Consider the following 22816-nt stretch of genomic DNA (forward strand, 5'->3'; position numbering starts at 1 on the left):
AGGTGATAACGTGAGTATCTTAATATCTGATGAAATAAAGAAATGTATCTATAAGGAATTACAAAGTTGTCATCAATCCATTGTAGTTATTACTGCGTTCTGCAAGCAAAATGCACTTGAGTTTATGCAGAAAAATTGTAATGAGACAATAAAGGATAAGACGTTAATTGTGCGTTTTCAATTAAAAGATATTATTAATGGTGCAACTGATTTGCAAATTTATGAGTATTGTAAATCACATGAATGGAAAATGTATGCTTATTTTGATTTGCATGCAAAAATGTATATATTTGATGATAAGAATGGAGTGATAGGAAGCGCAAATTTAACAAATAAAGGAATACTGCTGGAAGAAGGCGGTAATCTTGAAATGGCTGAAAAATGTGAAGTGGATGAAACAGATATACAAAGAGTAAACTGTCTTATAAAAGGCTCCGTGGAAATGGATGACCGAATATATAGTATTATGAAGGCAGAAGCATTAGACAAGATGAAAAATAGAACTTCTTCTGAGTTGGGCTGGTCAAAAAGGATTACCGACTTGTTTCGTCCGGTAGAAAACATGTTATTCGTAAATGATTTTCCGGAATATGATACAGCGAAGGAAAGCTTAGGGCAGAAAATAGAATTTCTGGAAATGAGTAAAGGAGAATCATTAACTGAAATACAGCAAGCATTTTCGTTATGCAGAGCATACCGATGGCTCTTAGAATTATTGCAGAAACATGGTGGTGAAATGTATTTTGGTGAAATTACGGTAGAATTACATAGTGCATTAGTAAATGATCCAAAGCCATATCGAAAAGATGTAAAAGTACTTCTGGCAAGATTGTTAGAGTGGACACAGGAGTTGGAATGCAAAGAAGTCATTGTGGACAGACCGAGGCATTCGCAACGGGTGAGATTGAGCCAGAAAGTGAATTAGAATATTTAAATAGTATTTTTAATAGACTACACATTTTGAATGAATTTTCAAGGTGTGTAGTTTTTTTGGGTCGAAAAATGTAGATGGAATTCATGGAAGTGGAAATCTTTGCCACAATGTTAAGTGGTGAACTTAAATTATTTTTGATTTTGTGCTTGTGTAGCAGGAATGAAGGAACTTCTCTTATATGGTTATTTATGGTATCATATAAGAGAAGTAGTACTATATAATCAGAAAGAAACAAATAACCTTGATTACAGGAGGTATGGCAATGAGAAATTGGATGGATTTAAATGGCGATGGAGAAATAGATAGCTCAGAAATGATGTTTGCAGGAGAAATGCTTTGCACTAGCAGGGAAGAACATGAAGTATTATTTGGAGATGCCGGAGACTTCGAGGATGACGCAAAGGATGATTTGTATGAGAAAGAATTCATTTGGACAGGGACTGGCAATATTCCTTGTAATAATAGGCGTTCTGTTTGTAATAGGTTCCATAGGTGAAGCAAGTGAGCCTAAGTGCATTAAGGCAGGATGTGATAATAAGCAGGCAAGTGGAAGCAGCTATTGTTATTTGCATAAACCATATACGGGAAGCAGTACATCCCATAGCAGTTCATCATATAGCAATAAATCGTCTGGCAGTACTTCTAAGAGCAGTACAAGTAACTCTGGTTCAAGTAGCAGTTACAATAATAAATCAAATTCTACAAACAAGTCATCATATAGCAGTGGTACAAAGAAAAGTACAACGACAAAGAAGAGTACATATGACTCTTATGATGATGGCTATGATGATATCTATATGGATGACGATTATGACTATGACAGATATGACAGAGACAGCGATTATGCAGATGGTGTAGATGATGCAATGGATGAGTATGGAGAAGATTGGTAATGCTGACAAAGTTTTACGGAAAGGAGACCACTATGGAAGAACTTTATTTTACCATCAGGAGTTTTCAGTTAAGAACCAATACTTGAATCACCACACCATACTTCATTTATGTGAGGTCTTTCATAGCGGCGCATATCCTGATTGCTGGTTGTTTTGAGCTTAAGAGCCAGGAGATTAATATATCTGTTAACCGTGGATTCAGATACATCCCCTTTTTTGATGCTTCCGTTTTCATGAAGCTGTCTGTAGATAGCAGAAAGTCTGATGATGTTATCGTTCCAAGCGTACCTAAAACCGGAAAGGCAAGGTAAGTGCTTATGACAGATAAAGAGAAAAGGTACTGGGCATATTTTCTGAATGGAAAGTAGTAGCTGAAGGGAGGGCGATTCATCTTATGGTGGATTGCTCTTTTTGTCGTTTTGCTTGAAAAAGTAAAAAAATTCCAGGTATATTTTTTTGAGAAAAGCAAAATATATTAATGGCACTAAAATAATAATAGTGCCGAAAAAATATTGACAAATATGAAAAGAGATATTACGCTATTCATATATTTCCGGCACTTGGCTGGGTGAAGTGCCGGAAAAATAATTGGAGGTGATATCACGATGACTGAAGAAATTTATTTCAGGGGTGTTCATAATGTGACGGAATTTACGCGCAATGAATTATTCGTCTCTTTTCGTCAGGGAGGATATCAATTAAGTGAAGCTTCGTTCTACAAAAAGGTTGAAGATATGGTCAATGATGGTGAGATAGTAAGGGTGGGACGTAATCATTATTGTTTGCCGAATGATAAGCGGCAGGTGTACCGTCATGACTATTCGGAATTGGCGGAAGAAGTGGCATTGCAACTAGAGGAACAATATCCATATTTGAATTTTACAATATTTGAATTTGTTCAAATGAATGATTTCGTAAATCATTTAGTGGCTCATAATGTTATATTCCTATCAGTAGAATCAGATATTATGGAATTTGTTTTTGATACATTAAAGGAGAAATATCCTGGAAAAGTGCTTATCAATCCAACGGCAGATATCTACCATCAGTATTGGTCGGATAACATGATTGTAATTGTAAAGCTTATAACAGAAGCACCAAAAGGACAGGAAAAATCGTGGCATACAAGATTGGAGAAGCTATTAGTAGACATTATGTCAGAACCGTTACTTCTGGCATCTATAAGTGAGTCAGAATATCCGGGTGTATATATGGATGCTTTTGCAAGATACTATATTGATGAAAATTGTTTGTTTCGATATGCAAATCGAAGAAAGAGCGCAAAGAAAATAAAGAAACTGCTACATGATAAAACGGATATTATATTAAAAACAAAGGAATAGGTGCAAATGCTTTTGAAAGAAAATTTTAGTGAGGAATATATTCGCAGTCTACAAAAGGACAGCAAGAGAGATCCGGTGCTTTTAGAACGTACTGTATATGCTTTTGGACTTCTTGAAGCTTTGGCAAGGGTGAGGATGCCATTTATTTTTAAAGGTGGTACCTGCCTTATGATGCTAATGGATAAGCCACGTCGATTATCTACAGATATTGATATTATTGTGGAACCAGGGACTGATTTGGATGATTACTTAGAAAAAGCATCTGCTATATTTCCATTTCAGATGGTGGAAGAACAGAAGAGAGTCGGAAAAAACAATATAGAAAAGCGGCATTTTAAATTTACTTATGATTCACCAATTAACAATAAACAATTTTATATATTATTGGATGTGCTATTTGAAAATAATCATTATGCAGAAGTTGAGACAAAGGAAATAAGAAATGATTTACTACTGACGGAAGAAGAGTATCTAACAGTTAAAATTCCGAGTGCAGATTGTATTCTTGCAGATAAACTGACTGCATTTGCTCCTCATACGACAGGTGTCGAACTTAATAAAGGTAAGGATATGGAAGTAATGAAGCAGCTTTATGACGTGTGTTCTTTAATAGAGGTTTTTAAAGAATGCGATGTTGTAAAGCGTACATATGAACCGATTGCGTTGGCGGAGATTGCATACCGTGGAATAAATGCAACACCAACGGACTGCTTATGGGATAGCTTTGAGTCAGCTTTATGTATTGCGTCACGAGGCAAGGTCGGAGCAGAGGAGTATCCGATATATGTTAAAGGTATACGTGACTTACGTGGACATATTTATGCAGAAAACTATAGTCCGGAAATTGCAGCAGGGAGAGCAACCATGGTTATGTACATGGTAATGTGTTTGTTGACAGATACAGAGTTTGAAAAGGTGAGGGACTTCCGGGAATATGCCAATCATAAATTAGTGCATGAAAAGTTATTGACTCTTCGTTACTTGAAAAAGGCAAATCCAGAGGCCTATGCTTATGTGGTGAAGACTGATGAGATAATGAAATAAAATGATACTTGAAGAATTAATATCAAAAGCTAATCTTTGAATAAATATTTTTTGAATTTAAGTGACTCTTGACACATTTTCCCCGTCTATTAGGGTGAAAGGCCTTAATACAAAGGAGGAGAAGCCTATGGATGATAAACAGATATTAGATTTATATTGGGAGCGCTCCGAAGCTGCTATATCCGAAACTTCAAAAAAATACGGAAAGTATTGCAGATACATAGCCTTTAATATTCTTCACAATGACGAAGACAGCGAGGAATGTGTAAATGATACTTATTTAAGAGCTTGGAACAGCATACCGCCTAACCGTCCATCTGTTCTAAAAACTTTTTTAGGGAAGATTACTCGCAACTTATCTTTGGACAGGTACGAACTGCTCAATGCAAAGAAACGTAATGGCGGGCAAATGCCATTGATTTTTGATGAAATACAAGAGTGCATACCATCGTTGGATAGTACAGAAAACATTGTTGAAGAAATTGCTCTAACGGATATTCTCAACCGCTTTCTTTCTTCCCTGTCATTAGAACAGCGAAAAATCTTTATGAGAAGATATTGGTATTTATCGCCCATTAAAGAAATTGCAACGGAATATGGTATGAGCGAGAGCAAAATCAAGATGTCATTATTTCGTTCAAGGAACGAACTCAAAAAATTGTTAGAGAAAGAAGGTATCTCTGTATGAAAGAAAAGAAACTTTTAAGGGCATTGGGAAATGTCGATAATCAGTATATTAAAGAAGCTGAACCTATGAAAAAAACAAGTAAAATAACTAATCGGCAAAAATGGGTGTCTGTTGCTGCTTGCTTCGTACTCGTTGCTGTGATTGGAGTGGGAGTTTTTCAAAGCAAACTGTTTGGTACAAAAAACGATATTGCCACGCTGGATAGTGGAGAAACAATTACTTTTGTTAAAAATGACTTATCACAATCTTCAATTGACTTAAATGTAACAACAAGACCTTTGAGCGATGCTGAAATTGAAATGCTTTTTGCAGACTTGCCTGTTACCGCAGATGCTTACTTTGATGCTGACAATCATAATATTCTGGGTTTTGAGGGAAAAATTGGTGATACAAGAATGGTAGTTTCTAAACAGGGTGTAAATCTATTAGATACTATCATTGATGGAAATACAATCACTTCAAGTGTAGACGGCGTTGATATCAATGCAGGATATTTCATAACAAAGTCAAATAGTCAAGGTATCAAAACCGTAATATATTATGCAACCTTTGATATGGGAGAGAACACTATTTATGTAGAGTATTCTGGCACTGAAAATGAAAGTGAAACTGTAAAGAACAACTTGGTAGACACAATTTTGCAGTTGATTGAGAACGGTGCATTTGATTTGAGCCAAATCCAAGAATAATCTGCAAATTTGTACGATAAGGCAAAGCTAACAGCATTGCATATTATGGAACGGTGTGCATTGTGCTGCTTGGATTAATGTGGAGTATAGTCATGGAATTGAAGCAGGAATTAAAAGAAGACCTTTTGGGGTTTCCACAGGAACATTGGCTTGTTCCGTGTTCTAATAGTTCAAGATATAACAAGGTGTTTCGTTTTATATGGTTAGTAGGCGTCGTTTTAAGAACGATATTTTTATTAATGATTAAAAGGGGGATGAGTCTTTGATAAAAGTTATATTTTATTTTTTGCTTGTAAGTATAGGAGCAGGTTTGGTGCAGATGAAAATACCGCTGTTTGGTGGTCATGGCAAGCGGTGGGAAGAACAAAATTATGCACAGCGGTTTGGCGGTATCTTTTTTCCGGCATTCATTGCGCTTGTAGTTATCTTTTTATTTAATGAGTATAAGACGGCTCAATTACCCACTTTGAATGAAGAAATGCTGATGAATGGAGCGGAGTATTGTTTGGTAACTGATCTGAATGAGATAGGAGATGCGGATTATGCTTATGAGATAAAAAGCGGAAGCTCACAAGAGGAGATTTGTGGAATTATATCAAGTATATGTATAGACTTAAAAAGGGAAGATGATTTGGTAAATGCCAGATATGAAAACGGAGAATATATTATCATCAGCAATGGCATAACAATAGGACGGGCTGTCATAAATGACAAAGCAACAACAGATTTGTTGAAAATATACTTTTGCGACTAACAGTGGATGAGCGTTTCTGTGTAACTTTAGGCGAGAATATCAAAAAATTTTCGTTCTGTTCACATTAACTGCTATATATTCGTTGAAGAATTTGCTATAAAATAAGTGGTTAAGGATACCTGTTAGCCCATAACACGAAAGGCGATGTTATGTATGCGTATGTAAGCTCAGTAACAATTCTGTCTTTCTGCTAACGACAAGGCTTCCTATGACGTGACGTAGATTATAAAAGATATTAAAGAATGGATTACATCATGGAACGAGTAGTACAATTTTTAAAAGAAGCAAGACAGTCTATGCTTGAGGCTTATCCTTCTTTAACTATGGAAAAGTAAGAGGATTGCGTGATGTAATAGATTATCGTACAATGGATTATTATCAAAGAAGATATATGGCAGGAAAGGAACAGCAAACCAACCAAAGTGAAATAAAATTATGAGCAGTAAAGCAGAAAGCAGAAGAAAAAGTATCGGGATGACATCCGGCTCTTTATGGAAGAACATCTTCCTCTTTAGCATACCGTTGATGTGTTCTCAGATATTAGAAGTATTATTTAATTTAAGTGACGTAGCAATTGTAGGAAAATATGCAGGATATATCCCCCTTGGGTCGGTTGGCTCGACCACGCTGTTGGTGTCCTTATTTACCGGCTTCCTGATTGGAATGGGTGGCGGTGTTAATGTAAGGGTAGCGCATAAACTGGGCGTAGGCGATGCGAAGGGAACGGAAGAAACCGTGCACACGGCGGCATTGATTTGTCTGGTGGCAGGACTTATACTGTGCCTGATATGTAATATATTTGCGGAGCCATTTTTAAACATTTTACATACAAAATCAGAGTTTATGGATGGCGCAGTACTATATTTTCGGATTTATGCACTGGGGCTTCCGGCACTTGCAATTTACAATTTTGGAAATGGTGTTTTAAGTGCATCCGGCGAGACGAAGCTTCCACTTATTTATCTGAGTATTGCCGGTGTGTTAAATGTGTTATTAAATCTTTTCTTTGTTATCCAGTGTAATATGGCAGCAGGCGGAGTGGCAATTGCCAGCGTTATTGCTCAGTATGTGTCAGCTATTTTGGTGGTTTCTCATCTGTGCCGGAGAAAGGATAGCTGCAGGCTTTACTTTTCCAGACTGCGTTTTCATAAGGAAGCGGCGAAAAGTGTGCTGATGCTTGGCGTTCCGGGCGGAATGCAGAATGCAATCTTTGCAATTGCAAATCTTTTTGTGCAGACCGGAGTCAACTCCTTTGATGCGGTTATGGTGTCCGGCAATTCAGCGGCAATCAATGCAGATACGCTGATTTTTAATATTATGACAGCATTTTATACGGCATGCGCCAGTTTCATGGGACAGAATATGGGGGCAGGAAACAGGGAACGCATGATAAAAAGTTACCGCATCAGTTTATTGTATTCGTTTCTGGCAGGCGTAATTTTTGGTGGGCTGCTGGTGGTTTTCGGAAGACAGTTCCTGTCTCTTTTTGCCAGCAAACCGGAGGTAATTGAAGCCGGAATGGAGCGGATTAAGATTATGGGATTTTCCTATGCACTTTCCGCATTTATGGACTGCACTATTGCGGCATCCCGCGGAATTGGAAAGAGCATTGTGCCGACCATTATTGTTATCATGGGCTCCTGCGTATTCCGTGTAATCTGGGTATATACAATTTTTGCATATTTTGGAACCATTGCATCCTTATATCTTTTGTATGCATTTTCCTGGTCGATTACAGCAATTGCCGAGATTATTTATTTCAAAGTATGCTTCCGGAAGCTTCGGATAGCGGCATAGAACCATAGAGTCATGGAAGAAAGTAAAAAAGAAAGCGGAAGAGAGAAAGAAAAATGGAAGAAAGACGTTCGGAAAATACAACGCTTTGCTATATAGAAAAGGAAAATTGCTACCTGATGATGCACCGGGTGAAGAAAAGCCATGATGTAAATAAAGATAAATGGGTTGGTGTTGGCGGTCATTTTGAAGCCGGAGAATCTCCGGAAGAATGCCTGCTTCGGGAAGTGAAAGAAGAAACCGGGCTTACCTTGGATTCTTATCGGCTGCGGGGCGTGGTCACTTTTGATTCCGATGCGTGGCCGACGGAGTATATGTTTCTATATACGGCAGATGAATTCTACGGTACGATGACCGAGTGCAACGAAGGAACACTGGAATGGGTGCCAAAGGAAGAAGTATATAATTTGCCTATCTGGGAAGGTGATAAGATATTTTTCCGGCTGTTAGAAGAGAGGGAGAGCTTCTTTTCACTGAAATTATCCTATCAGGGAGATACTTTGACCCATGCCATATTAGATGGGACAACCCGATTGAAATAAAAGTAAATTATAAGTAGAAATAAGCAACCAGATACCATTGATTAGAAAAACTAATTAGTGGTATTACTATATATAATTGGTCTTTATAAGCAAATGACGTTATAATGTAAGTAGCATTGAGCAGTGCCAGACCTTATAAGCAGTCCGTTGGGCTGCTGGCAGTCCAAACGGGCTGATTAAAAGGTCTGATAGGGCGAAAGCCGTAGTATGGAAATGCGAAGCATTTCCATACTTGCACTGAAAAAATAAAGAGCAAGATAAAGAATAATTTCAGGAGGAAGAACAATGGATTACAAGAACGCAGGCGTGGATATTGAGGCAGGATATAAGTCCGTAGAACTGATGAAGGAGCATGTAAAGAAGACCATGCGTCCAGAGGTTCTTGGAGGGCTGGGCGGATTTTCCGGAGCATTTTCATTAGAGAAGATTAAAGAAATGGAAGAACCGGTACTGTTATCCGGAACAGATGGCTGTGGCACGAAAGTAAAGCTCGCCATGATTATGGACAAGCATGATACCATCGGTATTGATGCAGTAGCAATGTGTGTAAATGATATTGCCTGTGCAGGTGGAGAACCATTATTCTTCTTGGATTATATTGCATGTGGTAAGAATTATCCGGAGAAAATTGCAGCCATCGTAAAAGGTGTAGCAGAAGGCTGTCTTCAGTCTGATGCAGCATTAATTGGTGGAGAGACTGCAGAGCATCCGGGTCTGATGGCAGAGGATGAATATGACCTGGCTGGATTTGCAGTAGGTGTATGTGATAAGAAAGATATGATTACCGGCGAGACCCTGGCAGACGGTGATGTTCTGATTGGTATGGCATCAACCGGAGTACATTCCAATGGATTTTCACTGGTTCGTAAAATCTTTACTATGGATAAAGAAACCCTTGATACATACCATGAAGAACTGGGAACTACTTTGGGAGAAGCATTACTTGCACCAACCAGAATTTATGTAAAAGCACTGCGTGCCATCAAAGATGCCGGCATCCGTGTAAAAGCCTGCAGCCATATCACAGGCGGTGGTTTCTATGAAAATGTTCCACGTATGCTTCCAGAAGGAAAACATGCAGTGATTGAAAAGAACAGCTATCCGATTCCGCCAATCTTTACCCTGATGGCAAAAGAAGGAAATGTAGAAGAGAAAATGATGTACAATACCTACAACATGGGACTTGGTATGGTACTCGCAGTTGCACCGGAAGATGTAGATAAAACCATGGAAGCAATCAAATCTGCCGGAGACAAGCCATATGTTGTTGGTAAGATTGAAAACGGAGAAAAGGGTGTTACATTATGCTAAAAGTTGCAGTATTAGTATCCGGTGGTGGAACCAATCTTCAGGCAATTATCGATGCCATGGATAATGGAACCATTACCAATGCAAAGATAGAAGTGGTAATCAGTAATAATCCAAATGCCTATGCCTTAGAGCGTGCAAAAAAACATAATATCAAGGCACTTTGCATTTCTCCGAAATCCTATGAGAACCGGGCGGCATTCAATGCTGATTTCTTAGAAAAATTGAATGAATATAAAGTAGATTTGGTTGTGCTGGCAGGCTTTTTGGTGGTAATTCCACCGGAAATGATTGCACAGTACCGCAACCGGATAATCAATATTCATCCATCCCTGATTCCATCTTTCTGTGGAACAGGCTTCTATGGATTGAAAGTTCACGAAGGAGCACTTTCCCGTGGAGTGAAGGTAACAGGAGCTACGGTGCATTTTGTGGATGAAGGAACAGATACCGGTCCAATCATTTTACAGAAAGCAGTTGCAGTTGAAGAGGATGATACACCGGAGATTCTGCAGCGTCGTGTGATGGAACAGGCAGAGTGGAAAATTATGCCACAGGCAATTGATTTAATTGCCAATGGAAGAGTAAAAGTCGAAGACGGGAAAGTGAAGATTCTTCCAAAAGCAGACCATTAGAATTGAGTAAAAGTAAATAAAGATTAAGTAGAAATGAATGAAAAATAACCGGATTAGGAGGAGCAGCATGAACGTATTAGTAGTTGGAAGTGGCGGAAGAGAACATGCAATTGTAACCAGCGTGGCAAAAAGCAGCCGCGTAGACAAGATATACTGTGCACCGGGTAATGCAGGAATCGGTCAGATGGCTGAGTGTGTCAATATCGGTGCAATGGAATTTGACAAGCTGGTAGCTTTTGCAAAGGAAAAAGAGATTGATTTTACCATCGTAGGAATGGATGATCCATTGGTTGGTGGAATTGTAGATGTATTTGAAGCAGAAGGATTAAAAGTATTCGGACCGAGAAAGAATGCTGCAATCTTAGAGGGATCCAAAGCATTTTCCAAAGATTTGATGAAGAAATATAACATTCCGACCGCAGGATATGAGACCTTTGATGACCCGAAAAAGGCATTGGAGTATCTGGAAACTGCAAAAATGCCAATCGTATTAAAGGCAGACGGACTGGCACTTGGTAAAGGTGTTCTGATTTGTAACACCTTAGAGGAAGCGAAAGCCGGAGTAAAAGAAATCATGGAAGATAAGAAATTTGGTTCTGCCGGCAACCATATGGTAATAGAAGAGTTCATGACAGGCCGTGAAGTATCCGTGCTTTCTTTCGTAGATGGCAAGACCATTAAGATTATGTCTTCCGCACAGGACCACAAACGTGCCAAAGATGGAGATCAGGGCTTAAATACCGGTGGAATGGGTAACTTCTCTCCAAGTCCTTTCTATACCAAAGAAGTAGATGATTTCTGTAAGAAATATATCTATCAGGCAACCGTAGATGCCATGGCAGCAGAAGGAAGACCATTTGTAGGTGTTATTTTCTTCGGTCTGATGCTGACAGAGGATGGACCAAAGGTATTAGAGTACAATGCCCGTTTTGGTGACCCGGAGGCTCAGGTAGTTCTTCCGAGAATGAAAAATGACATCATTGATGTAATGGAAGCCTGCGTAGACGGTAAATTAGATACCATTGATTTACAGTTTGAAGATAATGCAGCCGTATGCGTTGTTCTTGCATCTGACGGATATCCGGTGGCATATGAAAAAGGATTTGAAATCAAAGGCCTTGAGAACTTTGATGGCAAAGAAGGTTACTACTGTTTCCATGCCGGAACCAAGTTAAATGAGGAAGGAAAAATTGTAACCAACGGAGGCCGTGTACTTGGCATCACAGCCAAGGGAGCTACCTTAAAAGAAGCAAGAGCCAATGCTTATAAGGCAACGGAGTGGGTAGACTTCGAAAACAAGTATATGCGCCATGACATTGGAAAAGCCATAGATGAAGCATAAAGTTAAAAAATGATTTAACGAATCGACAAAATAGAAAGATAAGAAAAGTATCCGTAAAAAACAGAAAAATTTACGGGTACTTTTTCTATACTTAAAAATGCAATGTAATAAAGAGACGAGAATCAATGAAGAATTCTTGAAATTAAAACAAGACATAATAAAATTTGATAAAATAAAAACCAATCATACTACGATAATTCAATTCATATTAGAACAGACCGGTTCATATTGGGATAGACCAATTCTTCCGCCCATCCCCCAGTCCGGCACATTCCCTTCTTCTAAAAAAGAATAAAATCAGAAAACAAATTAACATAAATCTTAAAAGAAAGATTTTAAGATTACATAATATATAAAATAATAAAAATTGATAAGACAACTTGCAGGAGAAAAAGAAAATGCACAAGCTGCAATCATAAATTTGTAATGTTAAATTTTCTACTCTTGCGCTTGGTGGGATTATCCGATACAATATTAATTTAGAATATACTCTAAACAGTGAAAAAACTAGCGCAGGAGGTGCCGCAGCATGAGTCTGGCAGATAAAATTTTTATCGATATGTGTCAGGATATATTGGACAACGGGGTAAGTACAGAAGGAGAAAAGGTCCGCCCACATTGGGAGGATGGAACCAGTGCTTATACAATTAAGAAATTTGGTGTGGTAAACAGATATGATTTATCCAAAGAATTTCCGGCAATTACATTACGAAAGACAGCAATCAAGAGCTGTACCGATGAGATGTTATGGATCTGGCAGTTGAAGTCCAATAATGTCAATGACTTACACAGCCATGTCTGGGATGAATGGGCAGATGAGACAGGCTCCATTGGAAAAGCATATGGCTACCAGATGGGAGTAAAGCATAAATATAAGGAAGGAATGTTTGATCAGGTAGACCGTGTGATTTATGACCTTAAGAACAATCCTTTCAGCAGAAGAATCATGACCAACATATATGTACATCAGGATTTAAGTGAGATGCATCTTTATCCATGCGCATACAGCATGACCTTTAATGTAACCCAGAAGAAGGGGGATGATAAGCTGACTTTGAATGCAATTTTAAATCAGCGTTCCCAGGATATCTTAGCTGCCAATAACTGGAATGTCTGCCAGTATGCAGTACTGATGCATATGCTGGCACAGGTGTGCGATATGCGTGTGGGAGAGTTAGTGCATGTGATTGCAGATGCACATATTTATGACCGGCATATTCCTATTATAAAGGAACTGATTCAAAGACCGACGTATGACGCACCGACATTCTGGCTGAATCCGGATGTAAAGGATTTCTATGAATTTACCAGAAATGATGTACGTCTTGATAATTATGTGACAGGACCACAGATTCAGGATATTCCAATCGCAATATAAAAAGGAGCAGGTGAAAGAGATGAATTTAATCGCAGCAGTAGATGCTAATTGGGCAATTGGCTATAAGAATAAATTACTGGTAAGCATTCCGGATGATATGAAATTTTTCCGTCAGACCACAACCGGGAAAGTGGTAGTCATGGGACGTAAGACCTTGGAAAGCTTCCAAATGGACAGCCTCTTAAGAACCGTGTCAATATTGTACTGACCAGTGATAAGAATTATAAAGTGAAGGATGCCATTGTGGTGCATGATTTAGACGAACTGCATAAAGAGTTAGAGCAGTATAACAGTGAGGATGTCTATGTTATTGGCGGTGAAAGCATTTATCGTCAGCTTTTGGATGAGTGCGATGTAGCGCATATTACGAAGATTGACTATGCATATGATGCAGATGCCTATTTCCCGAATCTGGATGAAAAGGAAGAATGGCAGATTACAGAAGACAGTGATGAACAGACCTATTTTGATCTGGAGTATTACTTCTTAAAATATGAAAGAATAAGATAAGCAGAAAGAAACGTGTAAGAAATGAATAATCTTATTTTCAGTTTAAATACCACCATGCCAATCTTTCTTGTGATGGTAATCGGTTATATCTTAAAGCAGATTGGTATGCTCAATGATAATTTTGTAACGGTGGCGAATAAGTTTAATTTTAAGGTGACCTTGCCATTTATGTTATTTCGGATATTTCTACGGTAAATATCCGGGAAATCTTTGATTTGAAATATGTGCTTTTCTGTGCACTGGCAAGTACCGCCTGTTTCTGGGTAATCTGGGGAGCTACAAAGCTTTTTGTAAAGGATAAATCCATCCGTGGTGCATTTGTGCAAAGCTCCTTCCGGAGCAGTGCCGCAGTCATGGGACTTGCCTTTATTGAAAATATTTATGGCAGTTCTGCCATGGGACCATTGATGATTATCGGGGCAGTGCCGCTTTATAATATCTTTTCTGTTATTGTACTGACCTTTGAAGCCAATGAAGATGGAGAAGGAGAAGAGGCAGCACATGGTGGCAGAATCAAGAAAGCATTTCTTAACATATTAAAGAATCCGATTATCCTTGGAATTGCCTTTGGTATGGTGGCAGCATTATTGTCCCTTGATTTTCCTGCCATGGTAGATAAGACCATTGAGAATGTGGCAAAGATGGCAACACCACTGGCGTTGATTGCACTGGGTGCAGGCTTTGAGGGAAGAAAAGCCCTGGCAAAAATCAGACCGACCCTTGCAGCATCTGCAATCAAGCTTGTGATACAGCCGCTTTTACTACTTCCGGTGGCAGCAGCTTGGGATTTACCGGAGAAAAAATGATTGCAATTCTGATTATGCTTGCATCACCGACTACACCAAGCTGCTATATTATGGCAAAGAACATGAAAAATGATGGTGTGCTGACAGCAAGTATTATTGTGACAACAACGCTTTTGGGAGCATTTACCTTAACTGGCTGGATTTTTATCCTTAAGACCATGGGATTGATATAGAGGAGGACGTTAGATGGATATTACAGGAAGAAAATTATTTGTAAAGGCGATGATGGAAGAAGGCGTGGATACCATATTTGGCTATCCGGGCGGAATGGTCACCGACCTTTTTGATGAATTATATAAACAGGATGATATTCACCTGGTGCTTCCCAGACATGAGCAGGGACTGATTCATGAGGCAGAAGGATATGCGAGAGCTACCGGAAAGCCGGGCGTATGCCTGGTAACCAGCGGACCGGGTGCCACCAATATTATTACAGGACTCGCAGATGCGCATTTTGACAGCATTCCGCTTGTCTGCATTACCGGTCAGGTGCCACTTCCGTTGATTGGAAATGATGCCTTTCAGGAGGTTGATATTGTAGGAATGACCCGTTCCATAACAAAATACGGCGTAACCGTTCGGGACAGAAAAGATTTGGGAAAAATAATCCGCATGGCATTTCACATTGCAACCACCGGAAAACCGGGACCGGTTCTTGTGGATATCCCAAAGGATATCCAGTTAGAGAGTGGACCATCCGATTATCCAAAGAGTGTGCAGATTCGTGGTTACAAGCCAAATGAAGGCGTACATATCGGACAGTTGAAAAAGGCATATAAGCTTTTAAAGAGTGCCAAGAAACCATTGATTCTCGCCGGAGGCGGAATCAACATTGCCCGTGCCAATGATATTTTTGATGAATTTGTTACTAAAATGCAGGTGCCGGTTGTTACCACCATTATGGGAAAAGGAGCCATTGGCACATCCAATCCTTATTATATGGGAAACTGCGGTATGCATGGAAGATATGCAGCCAATATGGCAGTTTCTGAGTGTGATGTATTATTTTCCATCGGAACAAGATTCAATGACCGCATTACCGGCGATTTGAATGAGTTTGCGCCAAAGGCAAAAATTGTTCATGTGGATGTGGATACAGCATCCATTTCCAGAAACGTTGTGGTGGATGTACCGGTAGTAGCAGATGCAAGAACCGCACTGGAAAAATTATCAGAGTGGGCAGAACCGAAGAAAACAACAGCCTGGATAGCCCGCATTGAGGAATGGAACAAAGAAAATCCTCTGGAAATGCGAAGAGATAAGGGACTTTCCCCACAGATGATTATGGAAGGAATCAATGAGCATTTCAAAGGAGCCATTATTGCAACAGATGTTGGGCAGCATCAGATGTGGGCAACCCAGTATCTTGAGATGGAACGTGGCGGAACCTTTATTACATCAGGGGGCCTTGGAACAATGGGCTTTGGATTCCCGGCAGCAGTCGGAGCAAAAATCGGCTGTCCGGAAAAAGAGGTTATCTGTATCACCGGAGATGGTGGATTCCAGATGAATATGCAGGAAATGGCAACTGCAGTATGCAGGATGCACCGGTAATTGTCTGCATTTTAAATAATTTTTATCTTGGCATGGTTCGCCAGCAGCAGCAGCTTTTCTACGGAAAACGTTATTCTGCAACCTGCCTGCGTCAGCATAAGGAATGTCCAAGCAACTGTAAGGGACCGGGAAAAGACTGCCCGGTATATGAACCGGATTTTGTGAAATGGGCAGAAAGCTATGGCACAAAGGGTATTCGTGTAACGAACACCGAAGAAATGAATGCAGCCTTCGAAGAGGCAAAGAAGAATAAAAAGACTTCTACCGTAATAGAATTTATGATTGCAACAGAGGACATTGTACTTCCGATGGTTAAGAGTGGAACTGCAATGAGCCAGATGATTTTGAAATAGGAGGAACGTTGGTATGAAAAACAGATGGATTGCATTATATGTAGAAAACCAGGTTGGTGTACTGGCGAAGGTTTCCGGACTTTTTTCCGGCAAATCCTATAACCTCCAGAGTCTTACCGTAGGAACCACGGAAGATGAGAGTGTGTCCCGTATGACAATCTGTGTAACCAGTGATGATATTACATTTGAACAGATTAAGAAGCAGTTAAACAGTATGGTAGAGGTCATTAAGGTAATTGATTTAACCAATGTACCAATCCATATGAAAGAGATTCTTTTTGCAAAAGTGCTGCATTGCAGCGTGGAAGATAAAGCGGAGGTATTTCAGATTGCAACAACCTTTAAAGTAGATGTGGCAGATATTGGGGAAGACAGCGTATTGTTAGAGTGCAAGCTGACAGAACGCCGCAACAATGAACTGATAGCTCTTTTAAAACGCCGCTTCAGGACCATCGAAGTAGTGCGTGGCGGGGCAGTAGCCATTGAATCAATCAGCACATCCTGCCGGTAATATTAAATACCAGGAATATGGGAAGTCCGTAATGCGGAATTCCCATATTTTTTATAATCTTTTTTTCAACAGTGCAATAAACTTCTCAAACTGCAATGGTGTTCCCTGAATTTCCTGTACCTTCAGGCGGTTCTTTTCGTTGAAGCCTACAAGAATATCATGATTTGCTTCTGCTAAGTAGTCGATGATACCGTCGATATCGGATTTTAAGTTCTTCGGACACTGGATGTATAAGTGCTTTTTCGCAGAGATACACAGCGTATAGGAGATACTGAAATGGTACCAGAAGAACTTGTGCAGGGTGGAATGTTTATAAAGCCAGATGATTTCCTGAATCGGAACAAAGGCAATTCCATCCGTAGAGATTTCAATAAAGAAATGCTCGGTAATAAACATATCTTCCGTAGCCAGCTGTGGCAGTGTCGCCAGTTCTTCTTCTGCCTGCATAAGAAGAGTCTTCGGAGAACCGAACCGGGCCAGCTGCTGGCAGGGCGGTGACAGCCATGGAAAATGAATGTATACAAAATAACATATGATACTGAAAATGGCATAAAGTCCACTGCATGCAAAAAGCAGAATCAGAAAGATACTGAAGCCGTAACGGAAACCGGGCTCACTGATATAATAGGAGGAGCTTTCTCCGTAAATACCGCTGTCTGTCCAGTTCAAATCTGCTGCAATTTTAGAAAGCAGGGTATGGTAGGATTTGGTTGCGGTCTGGATTTTGGCATGGACGGTTACTTTGTTAATATTCGGAAGTCCCTCTTCGCTGGTCTTCGGAGAGAGCAGTACGATATTACAGCACCCATCCTGAATCGTATAGTAGTAATATCCATGGGTCTGCCCTAAGACTTCCTGTGTGTATCCGGTAAATTTTAAATCCGTCAGCGTAATACTGACATACCGGTCATTCTCTTTATATAATTTATCAAGAGAAGTTTTTTCGTTGATAACCTTCGGACTTAAGATGGTGCCGATGGGAAAGATAATCCAAAGAACAATCAACAGTATCATATATAGAATTGGCGAAAAAAGCTTATGCCGGTAAAGACTTTTGATGTGGTTGGATATATAGTGGTCTAATTGGTTTGTCATAATTCCTCCCAGTAGTGTTATGATTTTAAGTATAAAGTTTTAGGGAAAAATAATCAAGCCTTAGGGCGCGACTACTTGCTTTTATCAGGGAAAATTGTTAGTATTACAGAAGAATAGGACAGAAAGAGTGGTTGTGTGGAAGCATATACAGAATTTGCAACAGTTTATGATACATTTATGGACAATGTCCCTTACGAAGCATGGAAAAAATATCTGGTGGACATATTAAAAGCAGAGGGGATAAACGATGGCCTGCTTTTGGAACTTGGCTGTGGAACCGGAAGGATGACGAGACTTTTAGCGGCAGAAGGTTATGATATGATTGGGGTGGACAATTCCGAGGAAATGCTCTCGGTAGCCAGAGAATATACCATGGAAAATACAGAGATACTGTATCTTCTTCAGGATATGAGGGAGTTTGAATTGTATGGAACCATCCGGGCAGTAGTAAGTGTCTGCGATTCCATGAATTATATCATGTCAGAAGAGGATTTGAGACAGGTATTTTCCCTGGTCAATAATTATCTCGACCCGGGCGGAATCTTTATTTTCGATATGAATACCAGATATAAATATGAAGAACTCTTAGGAGACAACAGCTTCTGCGAGACCAGAGAGGACAGCAGCTTTATCTGGGAAAATTATTATGACCCGGAGGAACAGGTCAATCAGTATGATTTAACACTTTTTATCAAAGAAGAGGATGATTTGTTCCGGAGATATGAAGAAACACATTTTCAGCGGGCGTATGAGATAGAAACTGTACGAAAATTAATCGAAGAAGCCGGTATGAAATGGGAAGGTGTCTTTGATGTAGAGACGGGAAAAGAACCGACAGCCTGCAGTGAACGGATTTATATCATCGCAAGAGAACAGGGGAAATAAGAAGAAAGAGGAAGAAAAAATGTCAGATTATATGGTGAGAGCAACAGCTGCAGATGGACAGATTCGTGCATTTGCGATTACATCAAAAGAGATGACGGAGGAAGCAAGAGTCCGTCATAACAGCAGCCCGATTGTAACAGCAGCATTAGGACGTGCCATGAGCGCAGCAGCAATGATGGGCAGCATGATGAAGGGAGAAAAAGACCTTCTGACCCTGCAGATTCAGGGAGATGGTCCGATGCATGGCCTTACGGTAACTGCCAATGCTAACGGGGGTGTAAAAGGCTATCCCGGCGTGGCAGACGTGATATTACCACCCAATGCAGCCGGTAAATTAAATGTAGGCGGAGCCATTGGAAATGGTGTTTTAAGTGTCATAAAAGACATGGGATTAAAGGATCCGTATGTGGGACAGACTGAGCTTCAGACCGGTGAAATCGCAGAAGATTTAACTTATTATTTTGCGGTATCTGAGCAGGTACCATCTTCCGTAGGTTTGGGAGTCCTCATGAATAAGGACAATACGGTGCGTCAGGCAGGCGGATTTATCATTCAGCTGATGCCGTTTACAGAGGATGCAGTCATTGATGCATTAGAGCAGAAAATCGCACAGATAGCATCCGTAACAGAAATGTTGGAAAAGGGCATGACACCGGAAATGATTTTAGAGGAAATCTTAGGAGAGATGAAGCTTGAAATCAATGATACGATGCCGGTTACCTTCCACTGTGACTGTTCCAAAGAGCGTGTGGCAAAAGCACTGGCAAGCTTAAGCAAGAAAGATTTGGATGATTTAATCAAAGATGAAGAACCGATTGAAGTAAAATGTCATTTCTGTAATGAGAATTATGTATTCAGTCCGGATGATTTAAGGGAGATAAGAAAATGAGAGATGGATTTATCAAAGTAGCAGCAGTAACACCAAAAGTAGTAGTCGCAGATCCGGTAGAAAATACCATTCGAATAAAAGCGGCAGTAATGGAAGCAGCAGCAAACGGAGCCAAAGTCATTGTGTGCCCGGAGCTTTGCATTACCGGATATACCTGTGGCGATTTATTTTTACAGGAGACTTTATTAAGAAGCGCAAGGGAGCGGCTGGTATGGCTGGCAAAGGAACTCGGTGCTTTGGATGCCGTTGTATTTGTTGGTCTGCCTCTGATGCATGAAGGCAAGCTTTATAATGTGGCAGCAGCTTTAAACAAAGGCGAGATTATCGGCATCGTGCCAAAGACCCATATTCCAAATTACAATGAATTCTATGAAGCAAGATATTTTGCTCCGGGAAAAGAAGAAGCAGAGGGTGTAGATATTGCACCGGCTTATCATGTACCGATGGGAAGCCACATTTTGTTCCAGTGTGATGATGTATTGCCGGAGCTGGTAATCGGTGTGGAAATCTGCGAGGATGTCTGGACACCAAACCCGCCGAGTATTTCCCATGCTCTGGCAGGAGCAACTTTAATCGTAAATCTTTCTGCCAGTGATGAGACAACCGGAAAGGATATTTACCGGAGAGAGCTTGTTGCAGGACAGTCTGCCCGCCTGCTCTGTGGCTATGTCTATGTCAGTGCCGGAGATGGAGAATCCACACAGGATGTAGTATATTCCGGGCATAATATCATTGCAGAAAACGGAGCGGTTTTAGCAGAATCTGAACGTTTTACCAATGAGACGGTATATTCTGAAATTGATATGGAACGTCTGGTATCCGAAAGACGGAGAATGAGCACTTTTGCAGCAGGCAGCAGAAGCGGGGATTATCTTAGATTTTCTTTCTTTATTGATAAATCAGATACAACGCTGAGCCGTTTCGTGGATCCGGCGCCATTCGTTCCGGGCAATAAGGACAAGCGTGATAAACGTTGTGAAGAGATTTTAGCTATTCAGTCCATGGGACTTAAGAAACGGTTAGAGCATACCGGATGCAAATGTGCAGTGGTGGGCATTTCCGGTGGACTGGATTCCACACTGGCACTTTTGGTTACGGTACAGGCATTTGACCGGCTGAATCTTCCGAGAGAACAGATATATGCGGTTACCATGCCGGGCTTTGGAACCACAGACCGTACCTATGAGAATGCATTAAGTCTCATTCGCTGCCTTGGAGCAAAGCTGATAGAAGTAGATATCAAAGAAGCAGTACGTATTCATTTCCGTGACATCGGTCAGGATGAGGGTGTACATGATGTAACATATGAAAATGGACAGGCAAGGGAACGTACCCAGATTCTGATGGATATTGCTAATAAGAATAATGGTATGGTAATCGGAACCGGAGATATGTCAGAGCTGGCATTGGGCTGGGCTACCTATAACGGTGACCATATGTCCATGTATGGAGTGAATGCATCCGTACCAAAGACTCTGGTGCGTCATCTGGTACACTACTATGCGGACACCTGTGGAAATAAGGAACTTTCAACTGTGCTGTATGATGTCTTAGATACACCGGTCAGCCCGGAACTGCTTCCGCCGGAAAATGGAAAAATCGCCCAGAAGACAGAGGATATTGTAGGACCGTATGAACTCCATGATTTCTATTTATATTATGTGATGCGATTTGGCTTTGCTCCGGCAAAAATATATCGTCTGGCACAGGTGGCATTTGCCGGACAGTATGACAATGCAGTGATTTTGAAATGGTTAAAGACCTTCTACCGCCGTTTCTTCTCACAGCAGTTTAAACGTTCCTGTCTGCCGGATGGACCAAAGGTCGGTACGGTAGCAGTATCACCAAGAGGTGATTTACGAATGCCAAGTGATGCATCGGCACGTATCTGGATGGATGAAATCGAACATCTGGAATAAAATGTGAAAAATGAACTACGAGAAAAGAACTGCTGCTCAAAATGGAGCGGCAGTTCTTTTATAAAAACTATATGTGCTTAAGTTGTTTTTCAAAAGATTCTTTTGCCTTGCTGCGACCGAAAGCAAAGTTCCTGCCGTAGACGAAAGAGTACATGACAGCAGCCATTACAAATGCAGTAACCACATCAAATACAGAATGCTGTTTTAAGAACATGGTTGCAAGAATAATGCTGACCATAAGGATGAAAGAAGCCAGCTTTAACTTCGGACGCTCCTTAAATTCTTTACTGTTACAGAGTGCAATGTGAACACCGAGCGAATTATAAACATGAATACTTGGAAACAGGTTTGTCGGTGTATCGGTTGCGTAAAGCCAGGCTACCATATGGGTGAAGACATTGTCATGCTCAAAGGAATGCGGGCGGAGATAATGTCCGTTTGGATAGAGGCTGGATACTACCAGAAATACAGTCATTCCCACAAACAGGAATGTACAGAGCCGGTAATAATCTTCTTTATTTTTGAAGAAAAAGTAAAGAACCGCATATGCGACATATCCAAACCATAACATATATGGTACGATGAAAAATTCTATAAATGGGATTTTATCATCCAGTGCAGTATGTATTACGTTGAAATTTGAAGTCACATGTTTTTCCAGATAGGTAAACCATGGAAAATATATGAATACATACAGCAGAACCCATGCGTGCTTATATTTTTGAAAAAATGCTTTGAGATTTTGCTTAAAGTTATCTTTTTTCGACATCGGATTCCCCTTTTTTAATGTAAGAATACTACTTCTATTGTGGAATTCTAGCACAGCATTTTTAAAAACAATGCTATAAATCGATTTAATAATTTTTGTGGAATTCTAGCACAGCATTTTTAAAAACAATGCTATAAATCGATTTAATAATTTTTATGGAATTCTTAAGATTTTAATGGAA

General features: G+C 40.1%; 20 protein-coding genes and 4 pseudogenes. 21 read left to right on the forward strand and 3 right to left on the reverse strand.

The window, feature by feature from the left end; all coding sequences use genetic code 11:
* The first annotated feature begins 10 nt into the window (after positions 1–10).
* The 3 genes from DW059_RS04885 (at position 11) to DW059_RS04890 (ending at position 1827) form a co-directional block, all read left to right on the forward strand.
* The gene (locus DW059_RS04885; protein WP_158552028.1) at positions 11–925 is read left to right on the forward strand and encodes a phospholipase D-like domain-containing protein; all 915 of its coding nucleotides are present in this window, start codon (positions 11–13) and stop codon (positions 923–925) included.
* Between the two features lie 271 nt (positions 926–1196).
* Positions 1197–1430 (forward strand): hypothetical protein, encoded by a 234-nt coding sequence (locus DW059_RS15805; protein ID WP_118540901.1) that lies wholly within the window; start codon positions 1197–1199, stop codon positions 1428–1430.
* Entirely contained in the window at positions 1348–1827 is a 480-nt protein-coding gene (locus DW059_RS04890) for a hypothetical protein (RefSeq protein WP_199534303.1), read from the forward strand. Before DW059_RS15805 ends, DW059_RS04890 begins: the two co-directional genes overlap by 83 nt.
* Before the next feature lie 74 nt (positions 1828–1901).
* On the opposite strand, the pseudogene DW059_RS17785 reads toward DW059_RS04890, so the two are convergent.
* Positions 1902–2084: pseudogene (locus DW059_RS17785) on the reverse strand (IS481 family transposase); the annotation flags it as partial.
* A 348-nt stretch (positions 2085–2432) separates the two neighbouring features.
* Between DW059_RS17785 and DW059_RS04900 the strand changes: the two are divergent.
* The 15 genes and pseudogenes from DW059_RS04900 (at position 2433) to ilvN (ending at position 17078) form a co-directional block, all read left to right on the forward strand.
* A complete protein-coding gene (locus tag DW059_RS04900; RefSeq protein WP_117698008.1) occupies positions 2433–3170 on the forward strand; it encodes a DUF6577 family protein in 738 nt (245 codons plus the stop codon).
* 6 nt (positions 3171–3176) lie between these two features.
* Positions 3177–4214, forward strand: coding sequence for a nucleotidyl transferase AbiEii/AbiGii toxin family protein (locus tag DW059_RS04905; protein ID WP_117698009.1), 1038 nt, complete (start codon positions 3177–3179; stop codon positions 4212–4214).
* Between the two features lie 127 nt (positions 4215–4341).
* Positions 4342–4902: an RNA polymerase sigma factor gene (locus tag DW059_RS04910; RefSeq protein WP_022243687.1), complete on the forward strand. Its 561-nt coding sequence runs from the start codon at positions 4342–4344 to the stop codon at positions 4900–4902.
* Positions 4899–5591, forward strand: a complete 693-nt coding sequence (locus DW059_RS04915) for a hypothetical protein (RefSeq protein ID WP_117698010.1) — start codon at positions 4899–4901, stop codon at positions 5589–5591. The genes DW059_RS04910 and DW059_RS04915 overlap by 4 nt, the downstream gene beginning before the upstream one ends.
* A 319-nt stretch (positions 5592–5910) precedes the next feature.
* Positions 5911–6345 (forward strand): hypothetical protein, encoded by a 435-nt coding sequence (locus DW059_RS04925; protein WP_227710007.1) that lies wholly within the window; start codon positions 5911–5913, stop codon positions 6343–6345.
* Positions 6346–6780: 435 nt separating this feature from the next.
* The gene (locus DW059_RS04930; protein WP_117698012.1) at positions 6781–8142 is read left to right on the forward strand and encodes an MATE family efflux transporter; all 1362 of its coding nucleotides are present in this window, start codon (positions 6781–6783) and stop codon (positions 8140–8142) included.
* 53 nt (positions 8143–8195) lie between these two features.
* Positions 8196–8681, forward strand: a complete 486-nt coding sequence (locus DW059_RS04935) for an NUDIX hydrolase (protein ID WP_117698013.1) — start codon at positions 8196–8198, stop codon at positions 8679–8681.
* A gap of 285 nt (positions 8682–8966) precedes the next feature.
* The gene (gene purM / locus DW059_RS04940) at positions 8967–9992 is read left to right on the forward strand and encodes a phosphoribosylformylglycinamidine cyclo-ligase (RefSeq protein ID WP_022243386.1); all 1026 of its coding nucleotides are present in this window, start codon (positions 8967–8969) and stop codon (positions 9990–9992) included.
* A complete protein-coding gene (purN, locus tag DW059_RS04945; protein WP_022243387.1) occupies positions 9986–10624 on the forward strand; it encodes a phosphoribosylglycinamide formyltransferase in 639 nt (212 codons plus the stop codon). The genes purM and purN overlap by 7 nt, the downstream gene beginning before the upstream one ends.
* 67 nt (positions 10625–10691) lie before the next feature.
* Entirely contained in the window at positions 10692–11966 is a 1275-nt protein-coding gene (purD, locus tag DW059_RS04950; protein WP_117698014.1) for a phosphoribosylamine--glycine ligase, read from the forward strand.
* A gap of 529 nt (positions 11967–12495) precedes the next feature.
* On the forward strand, positions 12496–13344 hold the full coding sequence (thyA, locus tag DW059_RS04955) for a thymidylate synthase (protein ID WP_117698015.1): 849 nt from the start codon (positions 12496–12498) through the stop codon (positions 13342–13344).
* A 19-nt stretch (positions 13345–13363) separates the two neighbouring features.
* A pseudogene (locus DW059_RS17540) lies at positions 13364–13854 on the forward strand (dihydrofolate reductase).
* A gap of 21 nt (positions 13855–13875) precedes the next feature.
* Positions 13876–14833 (forward strand): annotated as a pseudogene (locus tag DW059_RS17545) (AEC family transporter).
* 13 nt (positions 14834–14846) lie between these two features.
* Positions 14847–16567: pseudogene (gene ilvB, locus DW059_RS04970) on the forward strand (biosynthetic-type acetolactate synthase large subunit).
* Between the two features lie 13 nt (positions 16568–16580).
* Entirely contained in the window at positions 16581–17078 is a 498-nt protein-coding gene (ilvN, locus tag DW059_RS04975; protein ID WP_117698016.1) for an acetolactate synthase small subunit, read from the forward strand.
* Between the two features lie 51 nt (positions 17079–17129).
* On the opposite strand, the gene DW059_RS04980 is transcribed toward ilvN, so the two are convergent.
* Entirely contained in the window at positions 17130–18173 is a 1044-nt protein-coding gene (locus tag DW059_RS04980; RefSeq protein WP_022243394.1) for a DUF6709 family protein, read from the reverse strand.
* A 135-nt stretch (positions 18174–18308) separates the two neighbouring features.
* Between DW059_RS04980 and DW059_RS04985 the strand changes: the two genes are divergently transcribed.
* From DW059_RS04985 to DW059_RS04995, 3 genes are read left to right on the forward strand one after another with little or no spacing between them, the layout of a single operon-like run.
* The gene (locus DW059_RS04985) at positions 18309–19058 is read left to right on the forward strand and encodes a class I SAM-dependent DNA methyltransferase (RefSeq protein WP_117698017.1); all 750 of its coding nucleotides are present in this window, start codon (positions 18309–18311) and stop codon (positions 19056–19058) included.
* Between the two features lie 19 nt (positions 19059–19077).
* The gene (gene hslO / locus DW059_RS04990; RefSeq protein ID WP_117698018.1) at positions 19078–19947 is read left to right on the forward strand and encodes an Hsp33 family molecular chaperone HslO; all 870 of its coding nucleotides are present in this window, start codon (positions 19078–19080) and stop codon (positions 19945–19947) included.
* Positions 19944–21866 (forward strand): NAD(+) synthase, encoded by a 1923-nt coding sequence (locus tag DW059_RS04995; protein WP_117698019.1) that lies wholly within the window; start codon positions 19944–19946, stop codon positions 21864–21866. The genes hslO and DW059_RS04995 overlap by 4 nt, the downstream gene beginning before the upstream one ends.
* 67 nt (positions 21867–21933) lie before the next feature.
* On the opposite strand, the gene DW059_RS05000 is transcribed toward DW059_RS04995, so the two are convergent.
* Positions 21934–22635 carry a phosphatase PAP2 family protein gene (locus tag DW059_RS05000; protein WP_117698020.1) on the reverse strand — a complete coding sequence of 234 codons (702 nt, stop codon included), beginning with the start codon at positions 22633–22635 and terminating at the stop codon, positions 21934–21936.
* Between the last annotated feature and the right edge of the window lie 181 nt (positions 22636–22816).

Source organism: Roseburia sp. AF42-8, from assembly GCF_003435965.1.
Classification (GTDB): domain Bacteria; phylum Bacillota; class Clostridia; order Lachnospirales; family Lachnospiraceae; genus Roseburia_C; species Roseburia_C amylophila.